This is a genomic window from Burkholderia pyrrocinia (assembly GCF_001028665.1).
In the GTDB taxonomy this organism is placed as follows: domain Bacteria; phylum Pseudomonadota; class Gammaproteobacteria; order Burkholderiales; family Burkholderiaceae; genus Burkholderia; species Burkholderia pyrrocinia.
The window spans coordinates 2,172,357-2,198,008 of record NZ_CP011503.1; the positions used below are offsets into that span (position 1 = coordinate 2,172,357).

The 25,652-nt window shown below is 61.5% G+C and carries 19 protein-coding genes and 1 pseudogene; 13 read left to right on the forward strand and 7 right to left on the reverse strand.

The genetic code is table 11. The annotated features are described in order from the left end of the window. Nucleotides 1-8 precede the first annotated feature (8 nt). Genes ABD05_RS09955 through ABD05_RS09965 form a run of 3 tightly spaced genes read left to right on the forward strand, consistent with a single transcriptional unit; the run spans nucleotide 9 to nucleotide 3,247 of the window. Nucleotides 9-1,040 carry an aspartate carbamoyltransferase catalytic subunit gene (locus tag ABD05_RS09955; protein WP_027807413.1) on the forward strand — a complete coding sequence of 344 codons (1,032 nt, stop codon included), beginning with the start codon at nucleotides 9-11 and terminating at the stop codon, nucleotides 1,038-1,040. Nucleotides 1,041-1,092: 52 nt separating this feature from the next. Beyond that, nucleotides 1,093-2,370 carry a dihydroorotase gene (locus ABD05_RS09960; RefSeq protein ID WP_047899972.1) on the forward strand — a complete coding sequence of 426 codons (1,278 nt, stop codon included), beginning with the start codon at nucleotides 1,093-1,095 and terminating at the stop codon, nucleotides 2,368-2,370. A 19-nt stretch (nucleotides 2,371-2,389) separates the two neighbouring features. Beyond that, nucleotides 2,390-3,247, forward strand: a complete 858-nt coding sequence (locus ABD05_RS09965; RefSeq protein WP_047899973.1) for a lysophospholipid acyltransferase family protein — start codon at nucleotides 2,390-2,392, stop codon at nucleotides 3,245-3,247. A gap of 32 nt (nucleotides 3,248-3,279) precedes the next feature. On the opposite strand, the gene ABD05_RS09970 is transcribed toward ABD05_RS09965, so the two are convergent. After that, nucleotides 3,280-4,119, reverse strand: coding sequence for a symmetrical bis(5'-nucleosyl)-tetraphosphatase (locus ABD05_RS09970; protein ID WP_047899974.1), 840 nt, complete (start codon nucleotides 4,117-4,119; stop codon nucleotides 3,280-3,282). 351 nt (nucleotides 4,120-4,470) lie between these two features. Here ABD05_RS09970 and rfbB point away from each other — a divergent pair, with 351 nt between their 5' ends. From rfbB to ABD05_RS09995, 5 genes are read left to right on the forward strand one after another with little or no spacing between them, the layout of a single operon-like run. Then, complete coding sequence (gene rfbB, locus ABD05_RS09975; protein ID WP_047899975.1) at nucleotides 4,471-5,532, forward strand: dTDP-glucose 4,6-dehydratase; 1,062 nt, start codon at nucleotides 4,471-4,473, stop codon at nucleotides 5,530-5,532. A gap of 11 nt (nucleotides 5,533-5,543) precedes the next feature. Continuing rightward, nucleotides 5,544-6,437 (forward strand): glucose-1-phosphate thymidylyltransferase RfbA, encoded by an 894-nt coding sequence (rfbA, locus tag ABD05_RS09980; protein WP_047899976.1) that lies wholly within the window; start codon nucleotides 5,544-5,546, stop codon nucleotides 6,435-6,437. After that, nucleotides 6,422-6,973, forward strand: coding sequence for a dTDP-4-dehydrorhamnose 3,5-epimerase (gene rfbC / locus ABD05_RS09985; RefSeq protein WP_047899977.1), 552 nt, complete (start codon nucleotides 6,422-6,424; stop codon nucleotides 6,971-6,973). The genes rfbA and rfbC overlap by 16 nt, the downstream gene beginning before the upstream one ends. Nucleotides 6,974-6,981: 8 nt before the next feature. Further along, nucleotides 6,982-7,875: a dTDP-4-dehydrorhamnose reductase gene (rfbD, locus tag ABD05_RS09990; protein ID WP_420796345.1), complete on the forward strand. Its 894-nt coding sequence runs from the start codon at nucleotides 6,982-6,984 to the stop codon at nucleotides 7,873-7,875. Beyond that, a complete protein-coding gene (locus ABD05_RS09995) occupies nucleotides 7,872-8,765 on the forward strand; it encodes a glycosyltransferase family 2 protein (protein WP_238594066.1) in 894 nt (297 codons plus the stop codon). Before rfbD ends, ABD05_RS09995 begins: the two co-directional genes overlap by 4 nt. 56 nt (nucleotides 8,766-8,821) lie before the next feature. On the opposite strand, the gene ABD05_RS10000 is transcribed toward ABD05_RS09995, so the two are convergent. From ABD05_RS10000 to ABD05_RS10015, 4 genes are all read right to left on the reverse strand, one after another. Next, nucleotides 8,822-10,720, reverse strand: a complete 1,899-nt coding sequence (locus ABD05_RS10000; RefSeq protein ID WP_082146130.1) for a glycosyltransferase family 2 protein — start codon at nucleotides 10,718-10,720, stop codon at nucleotides 8,822-8,824. Nucleotides 10,721-10,990: 270 nt separating this feature from the next. Further along, nucleotides 10,991-12,385, reverse strand: a complete 1,395-nt coding sequence (locus ABD05_RS10005; protein WP_047899980.1) for an ABC transporter ATP-binding protein — start codon at nucleotides 12,383-12,385, stop codon at nucleotides 10,991-10,993. Beyond that, nucleotides 12,375-13,199 (reverse strand): ABC transporter permease, encoded by an 825-nt coding sequence (locus ABD05_RS10010; protein ID WP_047899981.1) that lies wholly within the window; start codon nucleotides 13,197-13,199, stop codon nucleotides 12,375-12,377. The genes ABD05_RS10005 and ABD05_RS10010 overlap by 11 nt, the downstream gene beginning before the upstream one ends. A 174-nt stretch (nucleotides 13,200-13,373) precedes the next feature. Then, a complete protein-coding gene (locus tag ABD05_RS10015; RefSeq protein WP_047899982.1) occupies nucleotides 13,374-14,189 on the reverse strand; it encodes a sulfotransferase family protein in 816 nt (271 codons plus the stop codon). 274 nt (nucleotides 14,190-14,463) lie between these two features. Between ABD05_RS10015 and ABD05_RS10020 the strand changes: the two genes are divergently transcribed. Both ABD05_RS10020 and ABD05_RS10025 read left to right on the forward strand, forming a co-directional pair. Next, the gene (locus tag ABD05_RS10020; RefSeq protein WP_047899983.1) at nucleotides 14,464-15,852 is read left to right on the forward strand and encodes an ABC transporter ATP-binding protein; all 1,389 of its coding nucleotides are present in this window, start codon (nucleotides 14,464-14,466) and stop codon (nucleotides 15,850-15,852) included. 13 nt (nucleotides 15,853-15,865) lie between these two features. Then, nucleotides 15,866-20,989: a glycoside hydrolase family 99-like domain-containing protein gene (locus ABD05_RS10025; RefSeq protein ID WP_175804789.1), complete on the forward strand. Its 5,124-nt coding sequence runs from the start codon at nucleotides 15,866-15,868 to the stop codon at nucleotides 20,987-20,989. A gap of 148 nt (nucleotides 20,990-21,137) precedes the next feature. Here ABD05_RS10025 and ABD05_RS10030 read toward each other — a convergent pair whose 3' ends face one another. Together ABD05_RS10030 and ABD05_RS38280 are read right to left on the reverse strand one after the other, a co-directional pair. After that, nucleotides 21,138-22,250 carry an acyltransferase family protein gene (locus ABD05_RS10030; RefSeq protein WP_047899984.1) on the reverse strand — a complete coding sequence of 371 codons (1,113 nt, stop codon included), beginning with the start codon at nucleotides 22,248-22,250 and terminating at the stop codon, nucleotides 21,138-21,140. Between the two features lie 231 nt (nucleotides 22,251-22,481). Further along, nucleotides 22,482-22,686 (reverse strand): annotated as a pseudogene (locus tag ABD05_RS38280) (IS3-like element ISBcen23 family transposase); the annotation flags it as partial. A gap of 129 nt (nucleotides 22,687-22,815) precedes the next feature. On the opposite strand from ABD05_RS38280, the gene ABD05_RS10035 reads away from it, so the two are divergent. From ABD05_RS10035 to ABD05_RS10045, 3 genes are read left to right on the forward strand one after another with little or no spacing between them, the layout of a single operon-like run. Beyond that, nucleotides 22,816-23,661, forward strand: coding sequence for a glycosyltransferase family 2 protein (locus tag ABD05_RS10035; RefSeq protein ID WP_047899985.1), 846 nt, complete (start codon nucleotides 22,816-22,818; stop codon nucleotides 23,659-23,661). Further along, complete coding sequence (locus tag ABD05_RS10040) at nucleotides 23,658-24,623, forward strand: UDP-glucose 4-epimerase family protein (protein WP_047901155.1); 966 nt, start codon at nucleotides 23,658-23,660, stop codon at nucleotides 24,621-24,623. The genes ABD05_RS10035 and ABD05_RS10040 overlap by 4 nt, the downstream gene beginning before the upstream one ends. A gap of 5 nt (nucleotides 24,624-24,628) precedes the next feature. Next, on the forward strand, nucleotides 24,629-25,645 hold the full coding sequence (locus ABD05_RS10045) for an MraY family glycosyltransferase (RefSeq protein ID WP_047899986.1): 1,017 nt from the start codon (nucleotides 24,629-24,631) through the stop codon (nucleotides 25,643-25,645). Nucleotides 25,646-25,652 lie beyond the last annotated feature (7 nt).

The following is a 25,652-nucleotide window of genomic DNA, read 5'->3' on the forward strand; positions in this document are numbered from 1 at the left end:
CGCACACCATGACCACCGACACCACTGGCCGCACCGGCAATCCCGCCGCGGCCGCGAGCCCCGACCGGTTCCGCTACGGTTTCCTGAAGGGCAACCCGCAGCTCACGAAAAACGGCGAGCTGAAGCACCTGCTGTCGATCGAGGGCCTGCCGCGCTCGATCGTCAACCACATCCTCGATACAGCCGAGCAGTTCGTCAGCGTGACGGACCGTGAAGTGAAGAAGGTGCCGCTGCTGCGCGGCAAGTCCGTCTTCAACCTGTTCTTCGAGAACTCGACGCGCACGCGCACGACCTTCGAGATCGCGGCGACGCGCCTGTCGGCCGACGTGCTGAACCTGAACATCAATGCATCGTCGACGAGCAAGGGCGAATCGCTGCTCGACACGATCAACAACCTGTCGGCGATGCATGCCGACCTGTTCGTCGTGCGCCACGCGTCGAGCGGCGCGCCGTACCTGATCGCCGAGCACTGCGCGCCGCACGTGCACGTGATCAACGCCGGCGACGGCCGGCACGCGCACCCGACGCAGGGCCTGCTCGACATGTACACGATCCGCCACTACAAGCGCGACTTCACGAAGCTGCGCGTGGCGATCGTCGGCGACATCCTTCATTCGCGCGTCGCGCGTTCCGACATTCACGCACTGACCACGCTCGGCGTGCCGGAAGTGCGCGCGATCGGCCCGCGCACGCTGCTGCCGGGCGGCCTCGAGCAGATGGGCGTGAAGGTGTTCCACAACCTCGACGAAGGGCTGAAGGGCGTCGACGTGATCATCATGCTGCGCCTGCAGAACGAGCGGATGAGCGGCGCGCTGCTGCCGTCCGCGCAGGAATACTTCAAGACCTGGGGCCTGACGCCCGAGCGCCTCGCGCTCGCCGCGCCCGACGCGATCGTGATGCACCCGGGCCCGATGAACCGCGGCGTCGAGATCGACTCGCAGGTCGCCGACGGTCCGCAGTCGGTGATCCTCAACCAGGTCACGTTCGGCATCGCCGTGCGGATGGCGGTGATGGGCATCGTCGCCGGCAACAACGACTGAGCCCGCTTTCGCGCATCCTTATTCACGCAATCAACGCATTCACAGACAGCGCATGAAGATTCATATCAAAGGCGGCACGCTGATCGACCCGGTCGCCGGCACCGAGCGGCAGGCCGACGTATTCGTCGCGGCGGGCAAGATCGCCGCGATTGGCGCCGCGCCGGCCGATTTCAACGCCGCGAAGACCATCGACGCGTCGGGCCTGATCGTCGCGCCCGGCCTCGTCGACCTGTGCGCACGGCTGCGCGAGCCCGGCTACGAGCACAAGGCGACGCTCGCGTCCGAGATGGCCGCGGCCGTCGCGGGCGGCGTCACGACCCTCGTGTGCCCGCCGGACACCGATCCCGTGCTCGACGAGCCGGGTCTCGTCGAGATGCTCAAGTACCGCGCGCGCAACCTGCACCAGGCGAACGTCCATCCGCTCGGCGCGCTGACGGTCGGCCTCAAGGGTGAAGTGATCACCGAGATGGTCGCGCTGACCGAGTCCGGCTGCGTCGGCTTCACGCATGCCAACGTGCCGGTGCGCGACACGCAGGTGCTGCTGCGCGCGCTGCAATACGCGAGCACCTACGGCTACACCACGTGGCTGCGCCCGCTGGACGCGTTCATCGGCCGCGGCGGCGTCGCCGCGAGCGGTGCGCTCGCGTCGCGGCTCGGGCTGTCCGGCGTGCCGGTCGCGGCCGAGACGATCGCGCTGCACACGATCTTCGAACTGATGCGCGTGACGGGCGCGCGCGTGCACCTCGCGCGGCTGTCGTCGGCGGCCGGCCTCGCGCTCGTGCGCGCAGCGAAGGCCGAGGGGCTGCCCGTGACCTGCGACGTCGGCGTGAACCACCTGCACCTGATCGACGTCGACATCGGCTATTTCGATTCGCAGTTCCGGCTCGACCCGCCGCTGCGCAGCGAGCGCGATCGCGAAGCGATCCGCGTGGCGCTCGCCGACGGCACGATCGACGCGATCTGCTCCGACCACACGCCGGTCGACGACGACGAGAAGCTGCTGCCGTTCGGCGAAGCGACGCCCGGTGCGACGGGGCTCGAGCTGCTGCTGTCGCTGACGCTGAAGTGGGCGGACGAGACGCGCACGCCGCTCGCGCAGGCGCTGCGCCGCATCACGTCCGCGCCGGCCGACGTGCTGCAGCTGCCGGCGGGCCGCCTGGCCGAAGGCGGCGCGGCCGACCTGTGCGTGTTCGACCCGCGCGCGCACTGGCGCGTCGAGCCGCGTGCGCTGAAGAGCCAGGGCCACAACTCGCCGTTCCTCGGCTACGAACTGCCCGCCTGCGTGCGTGCGACGCTCGTCGCCGGACACATCGCGTTCGAGCGCCACTGAACCACGCCGGACCTTTGCCATGACCGCCTTTCGCAAGCTGCGTCTCGTCTTTCACCTGTTGCGCGGCATGGCGATCGTCGCGCTGCGTTTTTCGCACGTCACGCCCGCGCGCCGCGCCGAGATGACGCGCCGCTGGTCGCTCAAGATGCTGCGGATCTGCGGGATGCGCGTCGTCGTCCACAACGACGGTGCGCGGCTCGACGCGAGCGCACTCGTCGTCGGCAACCACGTGTCGTGGCTCGACATCTATGCGGTCAACGCGTGGCGGCCGACGCCGTTCGTGTCGAAGGCCGAGGTGCGGCAGTGGCCGGTCGTCGGCTGGCTCGCCGAGAAGCTCGACACCGTGTTCCTGCAGCGCGAGAAGCGCACCGAGGCGATGCGGATCATGCACGAGATGGCCGAGCGCCTGCGCAACGGCGGCGTGATGTGCGTGTTTCCGGAAGGGACGACGTCCGACGGGCAGGACCTGCTGCCGTTTCATGCGAACCTGTTCCAGGCCGCGGTATCGGCCGGCTGCGCGGTGCAGCCGATCTGCCTGATGTACGAGGACGCGCAGCGGCGGCAGTCGGTCGCACCGGCCTACACGGGCGAGCTGTCGCTCGGCAAGTCGCTCGACATGGTGCTGCGCGGCGGCCCGCTCGTCGCGCATCTGTACGTGTGCGAACCGATCGCGCCGGGCGGCGACCGGCGGACGACGTCCGCCGCGGCGCGCGACGCGATCGCGGCCGCGCTGGCGACGCTGCAGGAGAAGGTCGGCAAGCCGACGGCCGAGTCGCTCGCCGAGCTGCAGAAGCATGCGTATCCGGCGACCGAGCTCGGCGCCGGACCGTCAGGCGATGGCGCGGCCGACGAGCCTGTGCCGGGGCGAGAGGGTTGAGGCGCTTCCCGGTCGGACGAATCGGCGTGTAATCACTCGCCGTTCGGCGCGCCGCACGCTTCGCACTGCACCTGCGTGACCATGCGCTGCGCCGGATCGGCCGTCAGCCGCACGGCCGACAACTGGTTTCCCCACACGCATCCCGAATCGAGCGCGACGACGTTGTCGCGCAGCATCAGGCCGAGCGCGGCCCAGTGGCCGAACACGACCGTCACGTCTTCCGTGCGGCGCCCCGGCACGTCGAACCACGGCAGGTAGCCGGGCGGTGCGCTGTCCGGGCCGCCGTTCGCCTTGAATTCCATCGTGCCGTCGGGCGTGCAGAAGCGCAGCCGCGTGAACGCGTTGAACGCGACGCGCATCCGGTCGCGTTTTTTCAGATCCGGGCTCCATTGGTTCGGCTCGTTGCCGTACAGCTTCTGCAGCGTCTCGCGCCAGTCGGGCGCGCGCAGCGCGCGCTGGAGTTCGTCGGCGAGTTCGAGTGCCAGCGTGGCGTCCCATTGCGGCAGCAGGCCCGCATGCACGAGCAGCATCCCGTTCTCCGCATGCACGAACGGGCGGTGGCGGACCCAGTCGAGCAGTGCTTCGGCGTCCGGCGCGTCGAGGATCTCGCCGATGGTGTCGCCCGGGCGTTCGGTGCGCAGGCCGGCCGAGACCGCGAGCAGGTGGAGGTCGTGATTGCCGAGCACGGCCGTCACGCGGGGGCCGAGGTCGACGAGCGCGCGCAGCGCGGCGAGGGAGTCCGGCCCGCGGTTGACGACGTCGCCGGCGATCCATAGCGGCGTGTCGGCGGGGACTGAAAGCTGTTCCAGCAACGACCGGAAAGCAGAATGACAGCCTTGGATGTCGCCGATGGCGATGGGGGTATGGGTCATAGGGTGGTGGATGCTGCGCGCGCTGGCTATGCGCGAAGATTAGTCCGATTGGTCATTCTTGCGCAATTTTCTTTGCGAAAAAACCGCATGCAATGGCATGAAATTTCACTGGCACGCAGGGTTCGGACCGCTGTATCAAGTTGTTAGCGGCATGGCTTTTGCCCGTGACGGCTCCCTATAATTGTCGTTCTCCCCAACAAAATTAGCATTTCATGACTTTGGAAGCCATGTCGACCGGTTAAAATTCCCGGTCTGACATAACGGTCACAAGTTGCTGGTTGCTGGAACTTGCGAATCTGATGCGGCGAGCGCCCCCAAGGGCGTTCGCCGCGCATTACTAGAGGGAGCCTCATGATCCTGGTTACGGGCGGCGCGGGTTTTATCGGTGCCAATTTTGTACTCGACTGGCTGCGCGCATCCGACGAAGCCGTGCTCAACGTTGACAAGCTGACGTATGCAGGGAACCTGCGCACGCTGCAGTCGCTGGACGGGAACCCGAAGCATGTGTTTGCACGTGTGGACATCTGCGACCGTGATGCGCTCGACGCGCTGTTTGCCGAGCACAAGCCCCGTGCCGTGCTGCACTTCGCTGCGGAAAGCCACGTCGATCGGTCGATTCACGGTCCGGCGGACTTCGTGCAGACCAACGTCGTCGGCACGTTCACGCTGCTCGAAGCCACCCGTCAATACTGGAACGGCCTGAACGACGCTGACAAGACGGCGTTCCGCTTCCTGCACGTGTCGACCGACGAGGTGTTCGGTTCGCTGTCGGCAACCGATCCGCAATTCTCCGAGACGACACCGTACGCGCCGAACAGCCCGTATTCCGCGACGAAGGCGGGCTCCGACCATCTGGTGCGCGCGTACCACCACACGTACGGCCTGCCGACGCTGACGACGAACTGTTCGAACAACTACGGCCCGTACCAGTTCCCGGAGAAGCTGATCCCGCTGATGATCGCGAATGCGCTCGCGGGCAAGCCGCTGCCGGTATATGGCGACGGCCAGAACGTGCGCGACTGGCTGTACGTCGGCGATCACTGCAGCGCGATCCGTGAGGTGCTCGCGCGCGGCGTGCCCGGCGAGACCTACAACGTTGGCGGCTGGAACGAGAAGAAGAACCTCGAAGTCGTGCATACGCTGTGCGATCTGCTCGACAAGGCTAGCCCGAAGGCGGCGGGGTCGTACCGCGACCAGATCACCTATGTGACGGATCGCCCCGGCCACGATCGCCGCTATGCGATCGATGCGCGCAAGCTCGAACGCGAGCTCGGCTGGAAGCCGGCGGAAACGTTCGAGACCGGCCTGGCGAAGACGGTCGACTGGTATCTCGACAATCAGGTCTGGGCCGACGAAGTCGCATCGGGCGAGTACCGCAAGTGGGTCGAGACGAACTACGCGAAACGCGTTTGAGGAGAGAAGCGATGGCACGCAAAGGCATCATTCTCGCCGGCGGTTCCGGCACGCGCCTGTATCCGATCACGCACGTCGTATCGAAGCAGCTCTTGCCGGTGTACGACAAGCCGATGATTTACTACCCGCTGTCGACGCTGATGGTCGCGGGCATTCGCGATGTGTTGATCATCTCGACGCCTCAGGACACACCGCGCTTCGAGTCAATGCTCGGCGACGGCAGCCAATGGGGGATGAATATTCAGTACGCGGTGCAGCCGTCTCCCGACGGCCTCGCGCAGGCCTTCATCATCGGCAAGGAGTTCGTCGGCAACGATCCGTCGGCACTGATCCTCGGCGACAACATTTTCTACGGTCACGACCTGGCGAAGCAACTCGAGCGCGCGCATGCGCAGGAAACCGGCGCGACCGTGTTTGCGTATCACGTGCATGACCCGGAGCGCTATGGCGTCGTTGAGTTCGACAAGTCGTTTCGTGCGCTGTCGATCGAGGAGAAGCCGGCGAAGCCGCGTTCGCACTACGCGGTGACTGGCCTGTACTTCTACGACAACCGCGTATGCGACATCGCGGCCGACATCAAGCCGTCGCCGCGCGGCGAGCTGGAAATCACCGACGTCAACTCGCGATATCTCACCGATGGCGCGCTCAACGTCGAGATCATGGGGCGCGGTTACGCGTGGCTCGATACCGGCACGCACGATTCGCTGATCGAGGCGGCCAGCTTCATCGCGACGCTGCAGAAGCGGCAGGGGCTCGTGGTCGCGTGTCCGGAAGAGATTGCCTACCGCCGCGGCTGGATCGATGCGGAGCAGGTGCTGAAGCTTGCACAACCGCTCTCGAAGAACGCATACGGTCAGTACCTCAAGAACATTCTTACGGATCAAGTCGCATGGCCATCCAAGTAACGGCAACGGCGCTGCCCGAAGTCAAGATCATCGAGCCGAAGGTATTCGGCGACGCGCGCGGGTTCTTCTACGAAAGCTTCAACGGGAAGGAATTCGCCGAGCAGGTCGAACCCGGCATCGAATTCGTGCAGGACAACCATTCGCGCTCGTCGAAGGGTGTGCTGCGCGGGCTGCATTATCAGATCCAGAACGCGCAGGGCAAGCTCGTTCGCGTTGTCGAGGGCGAAGTGTTCGACGTTGCAGTCGATATTCGCAAGAGTTCGCCGAACTTCGGCAAGTGGGTGGGGGTGATCCTGTCGAACGACAACCATCGGCAGCTGTGGGTGCCGCCTGGCTTCGCGCACGGTTTCGTCGTGCTGTCGGAGGCTGCGCAGTTCCTTTACAAGACGACCGACTACTGGTTCCCGGAGCACGAGCGCAGCATCGTGTGGAACGATCCCGAAATCGGAATCGAGTGGCCGATCGATTTCGAACCGTTGCTGGCGGCGAAGGATGCGGCAGGGAAGCGTCTGAGCGAAGCCGAAGTTTATGCATGAGGAGCCTCATGAGGCAGCCGAAAATTCTGGTGACCGGCGTTAGCGGTCAGGTCGGGTTCGAACTACTGCGATCACTTCAGGGGCTGGGAGCGGTCGTTGCCTGCGATCGCGCGATGGTAGATCTGACAGACCTCGATGGTCTGCGTACCGTTGTGCGGGAACACGCTCCGGCGATCATCGTCAATCCTGCCGCCTATACGGCGGTCGACAGGGCTGAGGACGATGTTGAGTTGTCCATGCGGTTAAATGCCGAAGTGCCGGCTGTCTTGGCAGAAGAGGCTGCGCGCTTGGGGGCCGTGCTTGTGCATTATTCGACGGACTATGTGTTCGACGGCACCAAGGACGGCCAATACGTGGAGGACGACGTCGTCAATCCACAAAATGTTTACGGGCGGAGCAAACTCGCCGGCGAACAGGCGGTTGCTGCGTCCGGATGCCACCATCTGATTTTGCGGACAAGTTGGGTCTATGGCATGCGCGGGAAAAACTTCCTCTTGACGATGTTGCGTCTTGGCGCGGAGCGTGAAGAATTGAACGTCGTGGCCGACCAGATCGGCGCCCCGACCTGGTCGAAGACGATTGCGACGCTCACGGCTCACATCCTCGCACAGGCTAACGGCGCCGGTGAGGCGGATCGTGACGCGTGGTGGCGCGAGAGGTCTGGCATCTATCACCTTTGCGCATCGGGTTCGACGTCGTGGCATGGCTTTGCCGAAGCGATTTTCGACGCGTCGACGCTTGCGCACAAGCCGAAAGTCAAGCCCATTCCGGCATCGTCTTATCCGACGCCTGCCACGCGGCCGGCTAACTCCCGTATGTCCACCGACAAACTGTCGAGAACGTTCGGAATTTGCGTGCCGGACTGGCACGATGCGCTGCGCTTGTGCATGGCGGAACGATGAGTACAGAACTGCGCGTTGGCGCGGTTGTCGTGTTTTACAATCCGGATGCGGCTTGCGTCGATCGAGCCAACCGCTTGGCGAAACAGATCCAGTGTGTCGTGGTCGACAATTCGCCAACGTTGCATAGCGCGAAGGATCTGGGGCTTGCCGCGTCGATCGAATATCTTCCCAATGGTGACAACAAAGGTATCGGTGCGGCGTTGAATCGCGGCGTGACGGCGTTGGTCGACGCTGGCTTCGATGCTGCGTTCGTATTCGATCAGGATAGCGAGCCGTCGTCCTTGTTGCTAACGGAGCTGTCACGCGTCATTGCGAAAGCCAATGTCGATCACGCGAGGATTGCGTTGGCTGGCCCTGCCTACGACGACGCGCGGCTCGGCGGTGTGGCGCCGTTCGTACGCTTTCGAGTTTGCAGGCTCGAGCGCGTCATACCCGTGGGACACGATCTGATCGACGTCGATTTCTTGATTACGTCCGGGTCATGCATCAATCTTCGCTATTGGGCGGAAATTGGTGGGATGGACGAGGCGCTCTTCATCGACTTCGTCGATCTTGAATGGTGCGTTCGGGCAAAGCATCACGGGTTCAAGGTCGTTGGCGTGCCGTGGGTGACGATGCATCATGAGTTGGGCGAAGAGCCCGTGCGGATACTTGGCCGAACGTACCCGATGCACAATCCGTTGAGGCACTACTACCTGTTCAGGAACGCCGTCGTGCTGTTCCGACGCGCCTATGTTCCCTGGCGATGGAAAAGTTCGGAGATCTTGAAGCTACCGGTACGGCTCGCGATCTATGCGCTATTTCCGAAACAGGCGCGAGAACATTGGCGGATGGCGTGGCGTGGATTGCTGGACGGCTTGCGGGGAAAGGTCGGGCCTTACTCGCCCTGATTGGTCGGGCGGCGATGGAGGCGATGGAGGCCGGTCACATCGCTCCACGCGCTGCCTCATTCGAGCATGTCGAGCCGTGGCGGATTCGCGAGCGCGAACGGTGCGACCTGGCCGCTCAACGTCAGGTTGGGGTTGTAGGCAGGATCGAACTCGAGATGGCCGGCCCAACGGTTTTCCATCCATCGCACCTCGCCGACAAATCGCTGGTACTTGTCCGGATCCATGTCGGAGCCGCGTGTTGCCGACTCGTGGTGATATAGCTCGGCGTAGGGTGTCCAGACGTTTCGATAGCCGGCTTCACGGACACGAAGGCAAAAGTCCACGTCGTTGAATGCGACGGCAAGTTCTTCGTTCAATCCGCCAACCTCCTCGTAGATGGCCTTTCGGATTACGAGACATGCCGCAGTGACCGCGGACAGGTTTTGCGTTGCGACGGCGCGGCAGAAATAGCCATATTGCCCTCTCGGAAGCAAGGTATGCATGTGACCTGCCACGCCTCCTAACCCGATCACCACTCCACCGTGCTGTAGCTTGTCGTTTGGATACCAGAGCGCTGCGCCGACTGCGCCGTTTCCAGGTTGCGACGCGATGCCGACGAGTTCGTCCAGCCAGTCCGGCGAAATGACTTCGACATCGTTGTTCAGCAGGCAAACATAGTCGCCTGTTGCAATTGCAACGGCTCGATTGTTCAGTGCGGAGAAATTGAACGGCGAATCATCCCGGAGAATTCGAACGCGTGTTTCGGTTTTCAGAGAATCGAAATATGCAAGCGTCTCCGGTTTCACGCTGCCGTTGTCGACAATGATGATCTCGTAGTTCGGATATGTCGTTCTGGCAAAGATGCTGTCAATGCACTGCTTGAGAATCGATAGGCCGTCTCGCGTCGGAATGATGATCGAAGTCTTGGGCGCAGGCCGAGGGAGCGCATATTTGACGCGAAGCGTCGAATGTTGATTGCTCGGGGGCTCGACGACCGCGCGAGTCTGCGTACGCGCGAGATGATCCTCGAGCGCGCGGATCGCGGCCACGAGGGCATACGGCTTTTCGCTGCCGCTGCTCGCAGTGCTGCCGGGAAGGATACGCCAGTGGTACAGGACATGCGGGATGTGCACGACTGCATCGTGTCCGGAAAGTTCGACGCAACGGAGTGCAAGATCGTAATCCTGACTTCCTTCGAGGCCTTTCCTGAATCCCCCTGCTTCGCGCACAAGGGCTGTTTCGAACACCCCCAAATGGGAAAACATGTTTTGAGAGAGAAACAACTGTGGGTTCCAGTCGCTCTTGAAGTACGGCGAGGTGCGCTCGTTGTCGGCTGAGAGCTTGTCCTCGTCGCTGTAGAACATCCGTGCGCCCGGATACTTGTTCAGGTATTTGACTACCATGAACAATGCATGCGGCGGAATAATGTCGTCGTGGTCGAGCAGGGCGACATATTCTCCGGTTGCGATGTCGAGTGCGCTGTTGCTTGCCTCGGAAATATGCCCGTTTACGGATCGATACACGACCTTGATTCGTTCGTCGCTTGCGCGGGCCGCTTCGAGAACTTGCCTGACCGATTCGGACGGGGATGCATCATCTGCAATGCAAAGCTCCCAATGCGGGTAGATCTGCCCGCGGACCGATTCGATCATTTCGCGCAGAAAGCGTTCGTCGCTGTTGTACGTGGGTACGACGATCGAAATCAGCGGGCAGCGCTCGAAATGCTCGATCTCGGCGAGTGCCTGGATTCTTCGTTGCTCGGTTAACGTGTCATAGCGTTCGATCCATGCCCAATAGACTTCGGGCGGGGGAGGAGTGTCGGCGAATCCGGCGCCGCTGTTCAGCCGGGTCAGGCGTGCGCGTAGCCCGCGAAGGCCATCGCGCCTCAATGCCCCGAGGTTGTATCGACCGGCGTTGATATAACCGCCGCGTATCTGCGCTTGGCGAGAGAGTGTTTGCAGTGCCAGCCGGATCATCTGCGCGATGCGGTTCAAGCCTCGTAGCGGTGCTGTTACGCGCCACGACATCGAACTGCGCATTGCCGCGATCTCGATCTGTAATTTGACGATTTCCGTTCGCACGGCGGCGTCGGCCTCCGCCTCTACGCGTGCCTGCTTCAATTGTTCGCTTAGCAAATCCGCACGCCGGAGGGCGTCTGCAAGCTGATGTTCTATAGAAGTGTCGCGAGATGCGTCGCTACCGGATGGAATCGACGATTGTGAATTGTGCATCATGGCGATGAGGTATTAGTCGTGGGGCGAAGCAGCTGATTCGACCGACAGCGAGATGTGCTGCATGGGTATTCCAACCAACCCGGTCGATGACGAAGCGGCTTCCGACTTGAATACGCACGCGTCATGTGCGCGGAGCAGCAACTGTTCTCCCGGTAGCGCAGCGTCCGCAACAACGACGTCGATAGCATAGTCACCGGGGGTGAGAACCGGCATCAGAAACGTGAATTCGGCAGCGATCTGTTCGTTTTCCGCAAGGCTGAGCGGCCGCTCAGACGATACCCAGTACGTGTGATCGCCAAACAGCATGCGGCCCAGCTTGTCCTTGACGGTGAAGCCGACCACGGCTTCAGATATTGGGCGAGCCATTGCTGCCTCGATGCGCAGTGTTGCAAGCTCTCCACCGTCCGTCCAGAGCATCCGACTGCCGTCCTCTCTCTTCAGCTCAGCCGAGTGGAGAGCTGCTTCGCCACCGAACATGGTGTCGGTGCGCGAGGGATCGAAGGTGAAATTGCGAGCGGTTGCCATGCGAGTCGAGTATTGGGTCCGTTGATCCGCTCGTTCTCCATCTTTGCGATCGAGAGCTGGAATCGGAGGAGCCGAAATCTTGCTCTTGCCTTGCTGTGACTCGTAATAGGCCTGCAAGTAGCGATTGCTGACATCCTTCGGGTCGCCCTCGTCGACGATTGCGCCGCGATCGATCCAGACGGCGCGTGTACACAGACTCCGGATCGCTGATGTGTCATGGCTCACAAACAGGATTGTGCCGGTCTGCATGAATTTTCGAAGAAAGCGCATGCACTTTTGCGTAAAGAACGCATCTCCGACAGCGAGCGCTTCATCGATCACCAGAATATCGGCGTCGACGTGCGCAATGACTGCGAAGGCGAGGCGCACGAACATTCCGCTCGAGTAGGTCTTGATCGGCTGGTCGATGAAGTCGCCAATATCGGCGAATGCCTCGATGGCGGCAAAGCGATCGTCGATCTGCTCTTTCGAGAGACCGTGCAACTGCCCGTTCATGTAGACGTTTTCTCGCCCGGTGTATTCGGGCTCGAAGCCGGAGCCCAGCTCCAGCAAGGCGGCGATTCGGCCTGTTGCGCGGATCGAACCTTCGGTCGGAGATAGCGTTCCGCAGATGATCTGCAGCAGCGTGCTTTTCCCCGATCCGTTTCTGCCGATGATGCCGACCGTTTCACCGCGGTTCACCGTCAGATTGATATCGCGCAATGCCCAGAACGTGCGGCCCGCTGCTTCGGCGCGCTGACGAAGTCGCGCCTTGAGCGGCACGCCGGGGGCGAGGCGCGCGGCGAAGTTGAACACCAGCTGGATCAGGCGATCGGCAGGTCGGTCATATGTTTTGAAGCCCTTGCCTAACGACGCTACCTCGATGACGCGCTCAGATAACATCCGCAAATCCTTTTCGTGTTTTCTGGAACCATGCAAAACCGATCCACGACACGATCAGGCTGATTGCCAGATAGCCGCTCCAGATCGTCCAATCGATCGATTTGCCCCAAATCAGGACGTTTCGGCTCTGCTCGATCGGGAAGGTCAGCGGATTCCAGTACACCAGGCTTCGAATGTTTGCGGGTAGCGATGAAAGGGGAAAAAAGATCGGCGACAGGAACATGAGCGCAGTCACCAGGATGCCGATGGTCTGGCCGATATCGCGCAGGTACACGCCGGTGGCCGACAACAGCCACGAGATGCCGAGAATCAGCAGGCAAAGGGGCGCCAGCACGACGGGCAGCAACAATGCCGTGATCGGCACGCTGCCCTGGATCAGGAATTCGGCGACTAGAAGGATCGTGATACTGACGAACGCGTGGAAGAGCGCTGAAAGCAAGTTCACGCATGGCAGAATTTCGAGCGGAAAGACGATCTTCTTGACGAAATTGGTGTTGGCCAAGACGAGCGAAGGCGCGCGGTTCACGCATTCCGAAAATATGTTGAATGTCAGCATGCCGGCGAACAGCACGACCGCGAATTCGCTGTGCGAGCCCGGCGTCGCTTGTCCGCCCCAGCGGGATTTGAATACTCCGCTGAACACGAACGTGTACACACTCAACATGAGGAGCGGGGTCAGCATCGACCACAGGATGCCGAGTGCCGATCCTTTGTAGCGCCCGACGGCGTCTCGTCGGGCGAGATCGAACATGAGGCGGCGATTCTTCACCAGCGATGTCAAGAGGTACGTCGGCGAGGCGCTGAAGCTTTGCATGGTTCTACGAACGGAGGCGGCGTGAGACGATTGTGGAAGCGGGTTTCGAAGTCGGCCCTGGCGACGATGCTTGGCGTTGGCCCGAATGCGATACCCCAAAACTGAATCCGACGATTATCTCATAGCCCATTTTGTTGTCCGCGGCATCTGGCGCGGCGGGGCACGTCGGATGCTTCATTTGTAACCAAATGTTTGCATGGCCTCGAGCGCACTGTATTCGCAATGCGCGATGACGCCTGGGGAGAGTTGGCTCCGCCACGCGTTGATCCGCTCGGGAAGGAACGGTTGCGCGAGGTTCCGGTGGCTCGGATCCGTTCGCAGTTCGGGTCCGCGCCGGCTGGCGTCCAGCATCGATTCCTGGAATGGAACGTTGAGGAGTTGCGTGATTTGCTCGATAGTAGCCGCCGGTTGCAATACGAAGTCCTCGTAGCGGATCAGGAGGTAATTCGGGCGGCCCCTGAGCGCGTGATACAGATGCAAATTTGTGTAATTCCAGATCCGCGGAAAATACTCTTCGATCCCGGAGGGCGCCCAATCGACGTTCAACAACGAGGCAACGGAGCCGCGCACGTCGCGAATGATGTGAATGAACTTGATTGGGGCAGCGAGCAACCCCGACTGTTCGAGCTTGCGAATCGACAGCAGATCGTCTGGCGATTTGTCCCCGCATTCCCGTTTGCCGAGTCGGTTCGCGAGTTCGCGGTAGAGCGCCTCAAGCGCGCCGGCGAACGAGGGTTCCGCTGATTTGACCACGCTATGGATGTCGTCTTCGCTGAAATGCTGTCCGAAAACGAGGGGGAAGTCGTCGGATGCGACAAGCGATTGAGCGATGATGTCCGCTGCCTTTTCCCAGTTCGAGATGCTTCCCGCGATGTGGGCGCCGGTACTGACCAGCGTCGTTTGCATCGGGACGAACAAGTCGGAGTGGAGGTTGAGCGTCTCCTTGAGCAGCGTCGTGCCGGAGCGAGGAGAGCCGAAAATAATGAACATGTCGGGAAGACCTTTCCTGATGCCTGCAGGCGGCCGTGTTGCAAGCAAGTGCGCCGCCAAAACGCGAATTATTGCAGATCGACGGCCGCAGGGCTGTTACTTGCCGTTACCAATGAAACCGGTGCCACGCGCTGGCGTGGCTCGCGATACGATATCCGACGTCAGCGCCCGTCGGTGGCGGGGTGGTTTGTTAAAATAGCCTATTGCGCCGGGCTCTCTCGAGCCAGGCAATGTGCAGTCGTGCGCGGATCGCGCCTTCGAGGAAAGGGCTTCAATGTCACAGCAGATTGTCATTCGAGCATCAGGGGTGGCAAAGGGATTTCATTCGTACGACATGCCGGCGAATCGCCTCAAGCAGGCGGCGTTCGGCCTGGCGAGCCGTGTGTTGCCGAGTCGTGCGGGGCGCGATTATGCAAGAGCGAAATCGGACACGTACACCGACGTCTTCTGGGCGTTGAGGGACGTGAGCTTCGAGGTGGCCAAGGGCGAGACGATCGGAATCATCGGACGAAATGGTTCGGGGAAGAGCACGTTGTTACAGATCGTCTGCCAGACGCTTGCTCCGACGCGCGGATCGATCGATTCGGTCGGCAGGGTTGCCGCCTTGCTCGAGCTTGGCTCGGGGTTCGATCTCGAATATACGGGGCGCGAGAACATCTATCTGAACGCGCAGCTCCACGGGCTCTCGCGTCGGCAGATTGACGAGAGGCTCGACCAGATCATCGAGTTCGCCGATATCGGCGAATTTATCGACCAACCGGTGAAGACATATTCGAGCGGCATGTTCGTGCGACTCGCGTTCGCAGTCATTGCACACGTGGACGCCGATATCCTGGTTGTGGACGAGGCGCTGGCGGTCGGCGACGCGTTCTTCAACCAGAAGTGCCTGCGGTTCATGGATCAGTTCCGGGAAACTGGCACGATTCTGTTCGTCAGCCACGATACGTCGACGGTCAAGAAGCTGTGCTCGCGCGTTATCTGGATCGACAAGGGGGAGGTAAAGCGCGAAGGCGATCCGGAGACAGTGTGCGAGGCGTATCTAGACGCCTATTTCGAAGCCGCGCCCGCAGCCGAGACGGAACTGGCGCCAAAGCCTGCGTCAGTTTCGCGCGGCAGCGAGGTGCAGGCTGATACGCGACTGTCGACAATCAACCTCACCCCCTTTCGCAACGACGTCGAGGTACTTCGATTCGATCCTCATGCCGCGTCGTTCGGCAGCGGCGCGGCGCGTATTGTCGACGTCGAACTCGTCGATGACACAAACGTGCCGCTCGCGTGGGTGGTCGGCGGAGAACGAGTCACGCTGCGCGTGACCGCTGCCGTTCTCGATGACGTGCGCGCGCCCATCGTTGGCTTCTTTTTCAACGATCATCTGGGCCAGCCGCTGTTCGGGGAAAACACCTACCAAACATGCAAAGAGGAGGACGCCTCATGTCACGCCGCCGATACGTTAGTGGCCCGTTTTTCGTTCGCGATGCCGCTGTTGCCGGTCGGCGAGTATGCGATCAACGTTGCGATTGCTGACGGAACTCAGCAAAACCATGTGCAATTGCACTGGATTCATGACGCATTGCCGATTCGTGTGCATTCGTCGAGTATTGAACATCACCTCCTTGCGGTGCCGATGCTGCGCGTAGGCGTTTCGGCTTCGTCCGTCGCGTAGCAACAAGATAACTATGTCCAACGAATACTTGAAGATTTCCGAGCATGCATCGTCATCGCCGGGTAGCGATTCTGAAACGATGTCGGATCTGAGCGACGATCTTGTCTGGGACGGCGAACGCTATATCCCCGGGATGTCCGCTCAGATCGAAGTGGAGCACATGCATCGGTATCTCGTTGCCCGAAACCTTGCAGCGGGGCTGCGCGTGCTCGACATCGCGTGCGGCGAAGGATATGGATCGTTCGCGCTGTCCCGTACTGCGGCGTCTGTCGTCGGCGTGGACATCAGCGACGAGGCGATTCGTCACGCGCAATCCACCTATGGCCACCGGACCGACAATCTGGCGTTCGTTGTCGGATCGGCTGCCGACATTCCGCTGGCTGATGCAAGTGTCGATATGGTCGTGAGCTTCGAGACGATCGAACACCATGACCAGCACGAAGCGATGATGCGCGAGATCAAGCGGGTGTTGCGGCCTGACGGTTTTGTCATCATCTCGAGTCCGAACAAGTACGAGTATTCCGATGTGCCGGGTTATTCCAACCCGTGGCACGTCAAGGAACTCTATCTGGACGAGTTTGAGTCGCTTTTGCGCACGCAATTCTCGCAAGTGACGCTTTACGGCCAACGGGTGATGACGGGGTCGATGCTTGCCGCGCTCGAATTGACCGAGGCCCGGATGCGAACGCTGCAACCGGACGACGCGACGGGCGGCGATGGGCAGGCCGGCATTGCGCGGCCACTGTACTTCGTCGCGTTGGCGTCGGACGTCAAGCTGCCGAGTCTTGATGTGACGATGTACGAGGTAGCCAACGCTGGCGGCGAGACGATTTCGAAGACCCACGGAGGTCGAGTCGAATGCAAGGTGTACTGGCAGACGGACACGGACGCGTCGTGGTCCGAACGCCATGCCATGGGGTGCTACGTGCTGGGCGACGGGAAGGCGCGCGTCGCGCATCTTGAATTGCGTGAGCCGGCAACGGAGCTCGCGGTGCGGAAACTGCGCATCGACGTGATCGATCGCCCCGGCGTTGTCGAGCTCGTTGACGTCGATCTCGTCGATCCCGACGGGCATGTTCTGTGGGCATGGCGCGACGATTTCGCCGGGACACCGGACGTTTCGGGCGCATTCGTTCTCAAGGACGGCTGGCCGATGACGCTCGTTGTTCCGGGCGACGATCCCTGGTTCGAGTTGCCGGTGCCGGACCGCGTATTGCGGATGCTGACGAACGGTTGTGCGTTGGTGATCCGTTTTCGGGCGCGTGCGGATGTCGATGCGATCGCGGAACTCGCGATCCGGTCGGACAGCCAACTGAAGAAACTGAAAGCGCACTTTAGGGAAACGATGCGGGAATGTGGGGTTGGGAAAGCATTGGCCGAGACGGCGATGTCCGAACATGCAGATGGCGGTGAGATCGGGATCGACGACACGTTGAGGGGGCTTGCGAGCCTGAAGGACTGCCTTGAGGCGGAACGAGTTGCTCGCACGCATCTTGAGGCACAGCTCGGCGAGAAAGACAAATGCGTTGCCGATTTGTCCGAGAAGGCGCTTGGTCTTGAGCGCGAACGTGAGCGGATTTCAAACGAACACCACCGCGTCCTTGGCGAACTGGTGCAGCGCGACGAGCTTCTTCAAATCGCAGTTGCCGATGCCGAAGCGCGTGTGCGGCAACGCGACGAGCACATCAAGGCGTTGTTTGCCAGCGCGTCGTGGCGTATCACGAAGCCGCTGCGCTTCGCGAAGCGCCTGACGCTCGGGGGCGCCGAGCGTGCCGCGGCGATCCGATCGGCGGGCAAGGTTCTCTATCGACGCCTGCCGGTTCCTTCTGTCCTCAAGCGCAAGGTGAAGGGTCTCTTCTTCAGATTGTTTCCGGGTGTGTTTGCGCATACACGTGCATATCAGGACTGGCAGGCGCTACGCAGCCGATTGCGTGGCGAGGCGGTGGCCGTGCCGATCCGGGAGGCGGCCGTTGCGGCGCCGGCTCAGACGCTCGGCGAGCCCGAGTCGAAGGCTGATGAAGTCAAACTCGCATCGCAGCTTCTGCCGGTTTCGGCGGCCAGCCCGTCGCAGGACTATCGGTCATTTCCGCCGACGGCGCCGCAATCACTACCCGTGAAGGCCATTGCTTTCTACTTGCCGCAGTTCCACCCGTTCCCGGAAAACGACGAATGGTGGGGGCGCGGGTTTACCGAGTGGACGAACGTGACGCGTGCCGTGCCTCAGTTTGCGGGGCATTATCAACCGCACCTGCCCGGTGAACTCGGCTTCTACGACCTTCGAATTCCCGATGTGCAACGTCGTCAGGTTGAACTCGCGAAGGCGGCGGGATTGAGCGGCTTCTGCTTCTACTTCTACTGGTTCGGCGGCAAGCGCTTGATGGAAACCCCGATACGCCAGTATCTCGAACATCGTGAATTCGATTTGCCGTTTTGCCTGTGCTGGGCAAACGAGAACTGGACCCGTCGCTGGGATGGACTGGATCAGGAGCTCCTGATTTCGCAGCATCACTCGCCCGAGGATGATCTGGCGTTTATCGAGCATGTCGCCGAGTACATGCGTGACCCTCGTTATATTCGCATCGACGGTCGCCCGCTGCTGCTGGTATATCGTCCGAATCTGCTTCCCGACGCGCTCGCCACGGTTACTCGGTGGCGTGAGTGGGCTCGAGCAAACGGACTCGGGGAACTGTATCTCGCGTACACACAATCGTTCGAAAAGGCGGACCCGCGTGAGTACGGATTCGATGCGGCCATCGAATTCCCGCCGAACAATAGCCACCCTCCGTCGAAGGCCGACAGCGTTAAGTTCTTCAATGCCGGACACGCTGGCCATGTCCTGGACTGGACGCACTATCTGGAGCGCAGCCGATCATATCAAGACACCGAGTATCGATTGTTCCGTGGCGTGACGCCGTCGTGGGATAACGAGGCCCGCAAACCTGGGCGAGGGACCGTATTCGTTGGCTCGACGCCGAAGTTGTACGAGGAGTGGCTGTTCAACGCAGCGGCCGATACCGTGCAGCGAATCGAGAATCCGGATGAACGTCTCGTCTTCATTAATGCGTGGAACGAGTGGGCCGAGGGAGCGCATCTGGAACCGGATCGTCGGTATGGATACGCGTGGCTGCAAGCCACCAACAATGCGCTTTCGCGCGTAAGTGCTGCCGGCAGCGCGCGTCGGGTATTGGTCGTTTCTCATGATGCATACGCGCACGGCGCTCAGTTTCTCGCGCTCAATCTGGTCAAGACGTTGGCGGTGGATTTCGGTGTCCATGTGGAGACCGTGCTGCTCGGCGAGGGGCCGCTCAAGTCGGAGTTCGAGCGTTGGGGTGCCGTTCACGACCTGTCCGGCGTCGATCCCGAAGGTGAAGCGGCGCAGGCGCTCGTCGGTAAGCTGGTTCAGCGAGGGTTTGGTGCAGCGATCTGCAACACGACTGTATCGGGTCTGTTTGCCGGTACCCTGGCTCGCGCCGGCGTGAATTGCATCGCGCTCGTCCACGAGCTTCAAGGCATGTTGGTCAAGTACGGGCTCGAGCGTCACGCGACAGAGATATCGGAGCACGCGAAGGCAGTCGTTTTCCCTGCCGAAATGGTGCAGCGTTCGTTTACGCAGTTCTCTACCCTCAGCGCGCAACAGATTCGCGTGCGGCCGCAAGGGTTGTACAAGCGCAATCGGATGCGAGGCGATGTCGAGCGCGCGCGCTCCGAGCTGCGCGAGCGCCTGAATCTTTCCAGCGACGCGAAGATCGTGCTGGGCATGGGCTATGCCGACTTCCGCAAGGGGATCGACCTGTATGCGCAAGTGGCGGCAGAGATCGCAGACCGAGACGATGTCTATTTCGTATGGGTGGGCCATTGGGAGAGCGCTGCAAAGGCCACGGCCGACGAGATCGTTTCGAAGCATGGTCTGCAGCGCAAGGTCGTGTTCACGGGGCTCGATACTGATACCGATCGCTACTATGCCGGCGCGGATGTTCTAGCGTTGACGTCTCGCGAGGATCCGTTTCCATCCGTCGTTCTCGAGGCGTTGGAAGTTGGCGTGCCGGTCGTTGCTTTCGACGGAGCGAGCGGCAGCTGCGAATTGCTGAAGCGTGGCGGCGGTATTGTTGTCCCGTTCGAAAACACGGCGGCTTTTGCCGGCGCACTGCGTGAACTGATCGAGTCCCCGGAGCTTGCACGGGATCTTGGTGCGCGGGGGGGGCGAATCGTGGCCGAGGAATTCTCGTTCCGGCACTACGTGTTTGACCTGCTCGACATGCTGAATTGCGGGTTTAAGCGCGTCTCCGTCGTTGTTCCCAACTACAATTACGAGCGTTACATCGGCGAGCGGTTGAATTCGATTTTCAAGCAGACGTATCCGATTTACGAGTTGATCGTGCTTGACGACAATTCATCGGATGGAAGCGTGCATGCGATTCGCCAGCATTTGGCAAATCAAAGTATCGACAATCGCTTCGTTGTGAGCAGCGAAAATTCAGGGTCGGTGTTCGTCCAATGGAAGCGGGGCGTCGAACTCGCGAAGGGCGATTACGTCTGGATTGCCGAAGCCGACGATCTGTCGGATCCGGAATTTCTCGCGACCGTCGTGGACGGGTTCGACGATGAAGGAACGGTACTGAGTTACTGCGAATCGAAGCAGATGGCCGAAGCTGGTGAGATCATCTGTGAGCACTATCGCGACTACGTGGCGGATATTTCTGCCGCAAAGTGGACCAAGGCATATGTCGTTGACGGTGAGAGCGAGATATCCGGTGCGCTCGCCATCAAGAACACGATCCCGAACGTTAGCGCAGTCCTGTTCCGGCGGGCAATTCTCGAGGAGGTGCTTGAGCGCCACTTCGACGATATTCGGCAGTTTCGTGTCGCAGGCGACTGGATGGTATATCTGCAGGTGATCGGTCGTGGCAAGATCGCGTTCGTCCCGGAGTCGCTTAACCTGCATCGCCGTCACGCCGCCAGCGTGACCATCGGCGGCAATGCCGAGGCGCTGCTTAAGGAGATTCGAACGATTCAACTATGGGTGCGTCGACATCATGCGGTAGATGCTTCTGTCGTCGAAATGGCCGATCGATATGCGCTGGCGCTTTGCTCGCAGTTCGATGTGGATGCGTGTGTGGTCGAGCAGATGGAGAGTTAGTATGCGCATCAAAAAGGGGCGAGTGCATGGCACTGCCCCTTTTTTCGGCGCTGAGGTTTCTGGTGATGTCACGATGCGGCTCCGATCGTCACGACACCGGAGATCTGCGTTGGAAGTGGCAGATGGTCAGCGCCGGTAACGATTGGGATCACATTGCAAGATTGCCGGTGCGCCACCGCTGGATTGCTTTGATGGCTGTCTTGCCGAGGTTGTTGCCGGGTGTTTCGACAAACCGGTACGTGAGCCACGAGAGGAGAGTGACGACCGACAGCGCCGCCGCAATCGACAGGAAATACGCAACGGTCACGTAAGTAACCTGTGAATAGATGGCGGCGAACAGCTTTGACATGAGGAAGATGGTCGTCGCGTGGCTCAAATAGACGGAATAGCTGATCTTGCCGTAGAAGCGCGTAACGCGATTGACCAGAATTGCGGGAGCCTTGATTGCGAGACCGATCAACAGCGTGCCGTAGATGGCTGCTTGCAGCGTCAGTCCATCGAACATGTCGATCTGGACGAGCCCGTACGCCAGTGCTAACAGAGTCGCGATTGCGGCGGTTGTCAGCAACTCACCTGCACCGTAATTCCGGGCGCCTTCGACATCGAGGAGCTTGTATACACGATAGGCAACGATGCCCAACGCGAACGTTGGCAAATGATGCAGGAGGCTGAAGTTGTAATACGTTGCCGCGACGGTCTGGTCTGCGACAAGGTGTGGTACCGCAGCATGCCACAGTGCCCGTATCAGCAGCGTGCAAAGGAAAAAAGTCAATGCGCGCCCGATATTGCCAGTGTGCTGGAAGATCACCGGGAAGAAAATATAAAACAGCATTTCGACGCCGAGTGTCCAGCTTGCCCATACGAAACCCTGTTCGTGGCCCGGTGACAGGTTCAGGACAAAAAATGCACTGCGGGCAATTTCCGAGAACGGATGGATTGCGTCGAAAACGATCCTGTCCCTGATGCAGTACAACGCAATCCAGACATAGAACAGCGGCGCGATGCGGAAAAAGCGCCGCAAATAGTAATTGAGAAGCGGTGTTGCTTCATCCTGCCGACGCGACTCCATCGACAGGCAGAGCGTAAATGCGCTGACCACGAAGAACAGGGTTACTCCTGACCCGCCGAGTCCCGTGAACGGGGCCAGCCAGCGCGGTGCCGCAGCCTGCGGTGTCGTGATCGGAGTGAAGTGATACAGCAGGACATACAGCGCAGCAAGACCGCGTAACGCGTCGATAAAGCCAAGCTTTGATGGCGGCATTTTCCGGTTCGGTAGATGAGGCGACAGGCATCATAGCACCGCGGGTTCCTGGGTCTCCAGCGCCGGTGTTTGCCGAGAACCGATTTCGGAACAGCCGTCTTGGGATGCCGGAATGCCGCGCGCAGGGGGCCGCGTACGTACTGCGCCTACTCCGGCCCCCGCACAAGGAGCTGCGAGGGCACCCTCGGAGTCAGGTCTTCCAGCGCTTCGGCCGGCACGCCAGTGTGCTCACTTTTGTCGGCTGAATGCCTGTAGGCCGTCGATTACCCGCATCTGCTCGGCGATCAGGCGCTTGAGCCGATCGTTCTCCGATTCCAATGCCTTGAGCCGACGCGTCAGCCACGTCGATCCCTCCGAACTTGTTGCTCCAACGATGGAACTCGCGATTCGGAGTGATTTTTGCTGAAAGGTCATGATTTTTCTCGCATAAATTTCGCCGCATCGCCAACGGAAGACGACAAGGCGTACTTGCCCGATCGCGCAAAACTGAGCAAACTCACAACCTTTCTCGACAAGTCAACCGACGATTGATCGTGCCACTAAGTATGTGCGCGGTCATAAATGCATGAACGACACTATCGCATCACCCGAATCGCTCAACAGCCTGTCTATATCCATAGTTGCTTATCGTCCCGATCATCCGGCATTGGTGCAGACGCTGAGTAGCCTCGGCATGGCGTGTAAGCGATTGCGGTCGGCCTGGCCCGGTATGTCGATCGAGTTATTCATGATCGACAACGGCGGCCTCGAAAGCATGCACGCGGCGAGGGTGGAGCTTGAGTCGCTAGGTGTGACGTACCGGCTGCTGACGGGGCATGGCAATGTTGGTTATGGTCGCGGGCATAACCTCGCGATTGAGCAGGCTACGAGTCGTTACCATTTGATATTGAACCCGGATGTCGATCTCGATATCGCAGTGCTCGCCGCCGCATGCGATTTCTTTGAGGTGAATCCGGAAGCCGGTTTGCTGGCGCCGCGGATCGATGATGCGGCAGGCATGCAGCAATATTTATGTCGGCGCTATCCCACCGTGCTTGACCTGCTCGCGCGCGGCTTTCTGCCCGCGCGCATGCGCCGCTGGTTTGCCGGGCGCCTCGCCCGCTACGAAATGCGCGACGTAATCAACGACCACGACGTCGTCTGGGACCCCCCCATCGTCAGCGGCTGCTTCATGCTGTTCCGCACTGAAGTCCTGAAGAAACTCGGCGGTTTCGACCCGCGCTACTTTCTGTACTTCGAGGACTACGACCTCAGCCTGCGCACGCACGACGTCGCCCGGGTCGCCTACGTCCCGTCCGTCCGCGTGATCCATCACGGCGGCGGCGCATCCCGCAAGGGCTTTGCACACATCCGCATGTTCGCCGCATCGGCCTTCAAGTTCTACAACCGCTTCGGCTGGAGGCTTTGGTGAGTCACCTCGTCGTCACCGGCGCGAACGGCTTCGTCGGCCGTGCGGTCTGCCGCCGCGCGCTGCAGGACGGGCACACCGTTACCGCACTGGTACGGCGTCCGGGCGGCTGCATCGACAGCGTGCGCGAATGGGTGCACGGCACCGCCGATTTCGATGGCCTGAATGAAGCGTGGCCGGCCGACCTGGCCGCCGATTGCGTGATCCATCTCGCCGCCCGCGTGCACGTGATGCGCGACGAGTCGCCCGATCCCGACGCCGCGTTCGACGCCACCAACGTCGGCGGCACGCTGCGTCTCGCCGAGGCGGCGCGCAATCACGGCGTACGCCGCATCGTGTTCGCGAGCAGCATCAAGGCGGTCGGCGAGGGCGACGGCGGCGTGCCGCTGTCGGAAGCTTTCGAACCCGATCCGCAGGATGCATACGGCCGTTCGAAGCTGCGCGCGGAGCGGCAACTCGCGCAGTTCGGCGCGTCGGCAGGGCTCGACGTCGTTGTCGTTCGTCCGCCGCTCGTCTATGGTCCGGCCGTCCGCGCCAACTTCCTGCGGATGATGGACGCGGTCGCGCGCGGGATGCCGTTGCCGCTCGGCGCCGTTTCAGCGCGCCGCAGCATTGTCTACGTCGACAACCTCGCCGATGCACTGCTGCGTTGCGCAATCGACCCGCGCGCGGCCGGCGAATGCTTTCACGTTGCCGACGACGACGCGCCGTCGGTCGCGGGCCTGCTGCGTCTGGTCGGCGACGCGCTCGGCAAGCCGGCGCGGCTGATCGCGGTGCCTCCGGCGCTGCTGCGCGTGCTCGGGAAGCTGACCGGCCGCCGTGCGGCCATCGACCGCCTGACGGGCAGCCTGCAGCTCGATACGGGCCGGATCCGGCGCGTGCTCGACTGGCATCCGCCCTATACGACCCGCCAGGGCCTCGAAGCGACCGCCGCATGGTATCGTTCGCGCGACACACAACAATAGTCGACATGCTTTTCCCGATCTCCACATGGCCTGCTGCGGTCGTGGTGGCGTTGGTCGCCGCCATCGCATCGACGGCCATCCTGCGCATGCTGCTCGCGACCGGCTTCGCATGGCGCCTCGCCACCGACATTCCGAACGACCGTTCGCTCCATACGCTGCCCACGCCGCGCGTCGGCGGGTGGGGCATCGTGCCGGTATGCATCGTTGCGCTGCTGGCGCTGGCGCCGCGACTGTGGCTGGTCGCCATCGCCGCCGCAGGGCTGGCCGCGATGTCGCAGATCGACGACCGGCGCGGGCTGCCGGCACGCGTGCGGTTCTCGGCGCACCTCGCGGCAGTCGTCGCGCTGATTGTCGTCTTTCCGGCCGACGCACCCTGGTGGCTGCTCGCCGGCGTGGGTTTCGCGATGGTCTGGCTGACGAACCTGTACAACTTCATGGATGGTGCCGACGGCCTCGCGGGCGGCATGGCGCTGTTCGGTTTCGGCGGATACGCGGTCGCGGCGCTCCGCGGCGCGCACGCATCGCCCGATCTCGCCGTGGCGGGCGCGGCAGTCGCCGGCGCGGCGCTGGGCTTTCTTCTGCTCAATTTCCATCCGGCCCGGCTGTTCCTCGGCGACGCCGGCTCGATTCCGCTCGGATTCCTGGCCGGCGCGCTGGGCTACTGGGGCTGGCGTACCGGCGTCTGGCCGATCTGGTTTCCAGCGTTGGTGTTCTCGCCCTTTATTGCCGATGCATCCGTAACACTTTTGAGACGTTTGTTACGGGGCGAAAAGTTCTGGCAAGCGCACCGGGAGCACTATTATCAAAGGATGGTCCGATCGGGCGTAGGTCACGGTCGGACCGCTCTTTATTGGTACCTCATCATGCTCGCGGGCATAATTGTCGCCGTGTGGGCAAAGGGCCGCCCCGAACTGCAGCAATGGCTGTCGTTCATCGCGTGGTATGGCGTCCTGGCATGGTTCGGATGGTTGATCGACATGCGTTGGCGCCGGTTTCAGTCGGCCGCCGAAAATAACTCTTGAGGTTTCC

What these genes read in the sequence shown, in the direction of transcription:
- ABD05_RS09955 (WP_027807413.1), top strand. Translation starts at nt 9, where the DNA reads ATGACCACCGACACCACTGGCCGCACCGGCAATCCCGCCGCGGCCGCG.
- rfbD (WP_420796345.1), top strand. Translation starts at nt 6,982, where the DNA reads ATGAGGCAGCCGAAAATTCTGGTGACCGGCGTTAGCGGTCAGGTCGGG.
- ABD05_RS09970 (WP_047899974.1), bottom strand. Translation starts at nt 4,119, where the DNA reads ATGACCCATACCCCCATCGCCATCGGCGACATCCAAGGCTGTCATTCT.
- rfbB (WP_047899975.1), top strand. Translation starts at nt 4,471, where the DNA reads ATGATCCTGGTTACGGGCGGCGCGGGTTTTATCGGTGCCAATTTTGTA.
- ABD05_RS10020 (WP_047899983.1), top strand. Translation starts at nt 14,464, where the DNA reads ATGTCACAGCAGATTGTCATTCGAGCATCAGGGGTGGCAAAGGGATTT.
- ABD05_RS10015 (WP_047899982.1), bottom strand. Translation starts at nt 14,189, where the DNA reads ATGTTCATTATTTTCGGCTCTCCTCGCTCCGGCACGACGCTGCTCAAG.
- ABD05_RS10030 (WP_047899984.1), bottom strand. Translation starts at nt 22,250, where the DNA reads ATGCCGCCATCAAAGCTTGGCTTTATCGACGCGTTACGCGGTCTTGCT.
- rfbA (WP_047899976.1), top strand. Translation starts at nt 5,544, where the DNA reads ATGGCACGCAAAGGCATCATTCTCGCCGGCGGTTCCGGCACGCGCCTG.
- ABD05_RS09960 (WP_047899972.1), top strand. Translation starts at nt 1,093, where the DNA reads ATGAAGATTCATATCAAAGGCGGCACGCTGATCGACCCGGTCGCCGGC.
- ABD05_RS10000 (WP_082146130.1), bottom strand. Translation starts at nt 10,720, where the DNA reads ATGATCCGGCTGGCACTGCAAACACTCTCTCGCCAAGCGCAGATACGC.
- ABD05_RS10045 (WP_047899986.1), top strand. Translation starts at nt 24,629, where the DNA reads ATGCTTTTCCCGATCTCCACATGGCCTGCTGCGGTCGTGGTGGCGTTG.
- ABD05_RS10010 (WP_047899981.1), bottom strand. Translation starts at nt 13,199, where the DNA reads ATGCAAAGCTTCAGCGCCTCGCCGACGTACCTCTTGACATCGCTGGTG.
- ABD05_RS09965 (WP_047899973.1), top strand. Translation starts at nt 2,390, where the DNA reads ATGACCGCCTTTCGCAAGCTGCGTCTCGTCTTTCACCTGTTGCGCGGC.
- rfbC (WP_047899977.1), top strand. Translation starts at nt 6,422, where the DNA reads ATGGCCATCCAAGTAACGGCAACGGCGCTGCCCGAAGTCAAGATCATC.
- ABD05_RS10025 (WP_175804789.1), top strand. Translation starts at nt 15,866, where the DNA reads ATGTCCAACGAATACTTGAAGATTTCCGAGCATGCATCGTCATCGCCG.
- ABD05_RS10005 (WP_047899980.1), bottom strand. Translation starts at nt 12,385, where the DNA reads ATGTTATCTGAGCGCGTCATCGAGGTAGCGTCGTTAGGCAAGGGCTTC.
- ABD05_RS10035 (WP_047899985.1), top strand. Translation starts at nt 22,816, where the DNA reads ATGAACGACACTATCGCATCACCCGAATCGCTCAACAGCCTGTCTATA.
- ABD05_RS09995 (WP_238594066.1), top strand. Translation starts at nt 7,872, where the DNA reads ATGAGTACAGAACTGCGCGTTGGCGCGGTTGTCGTGTTTTACAATCCG.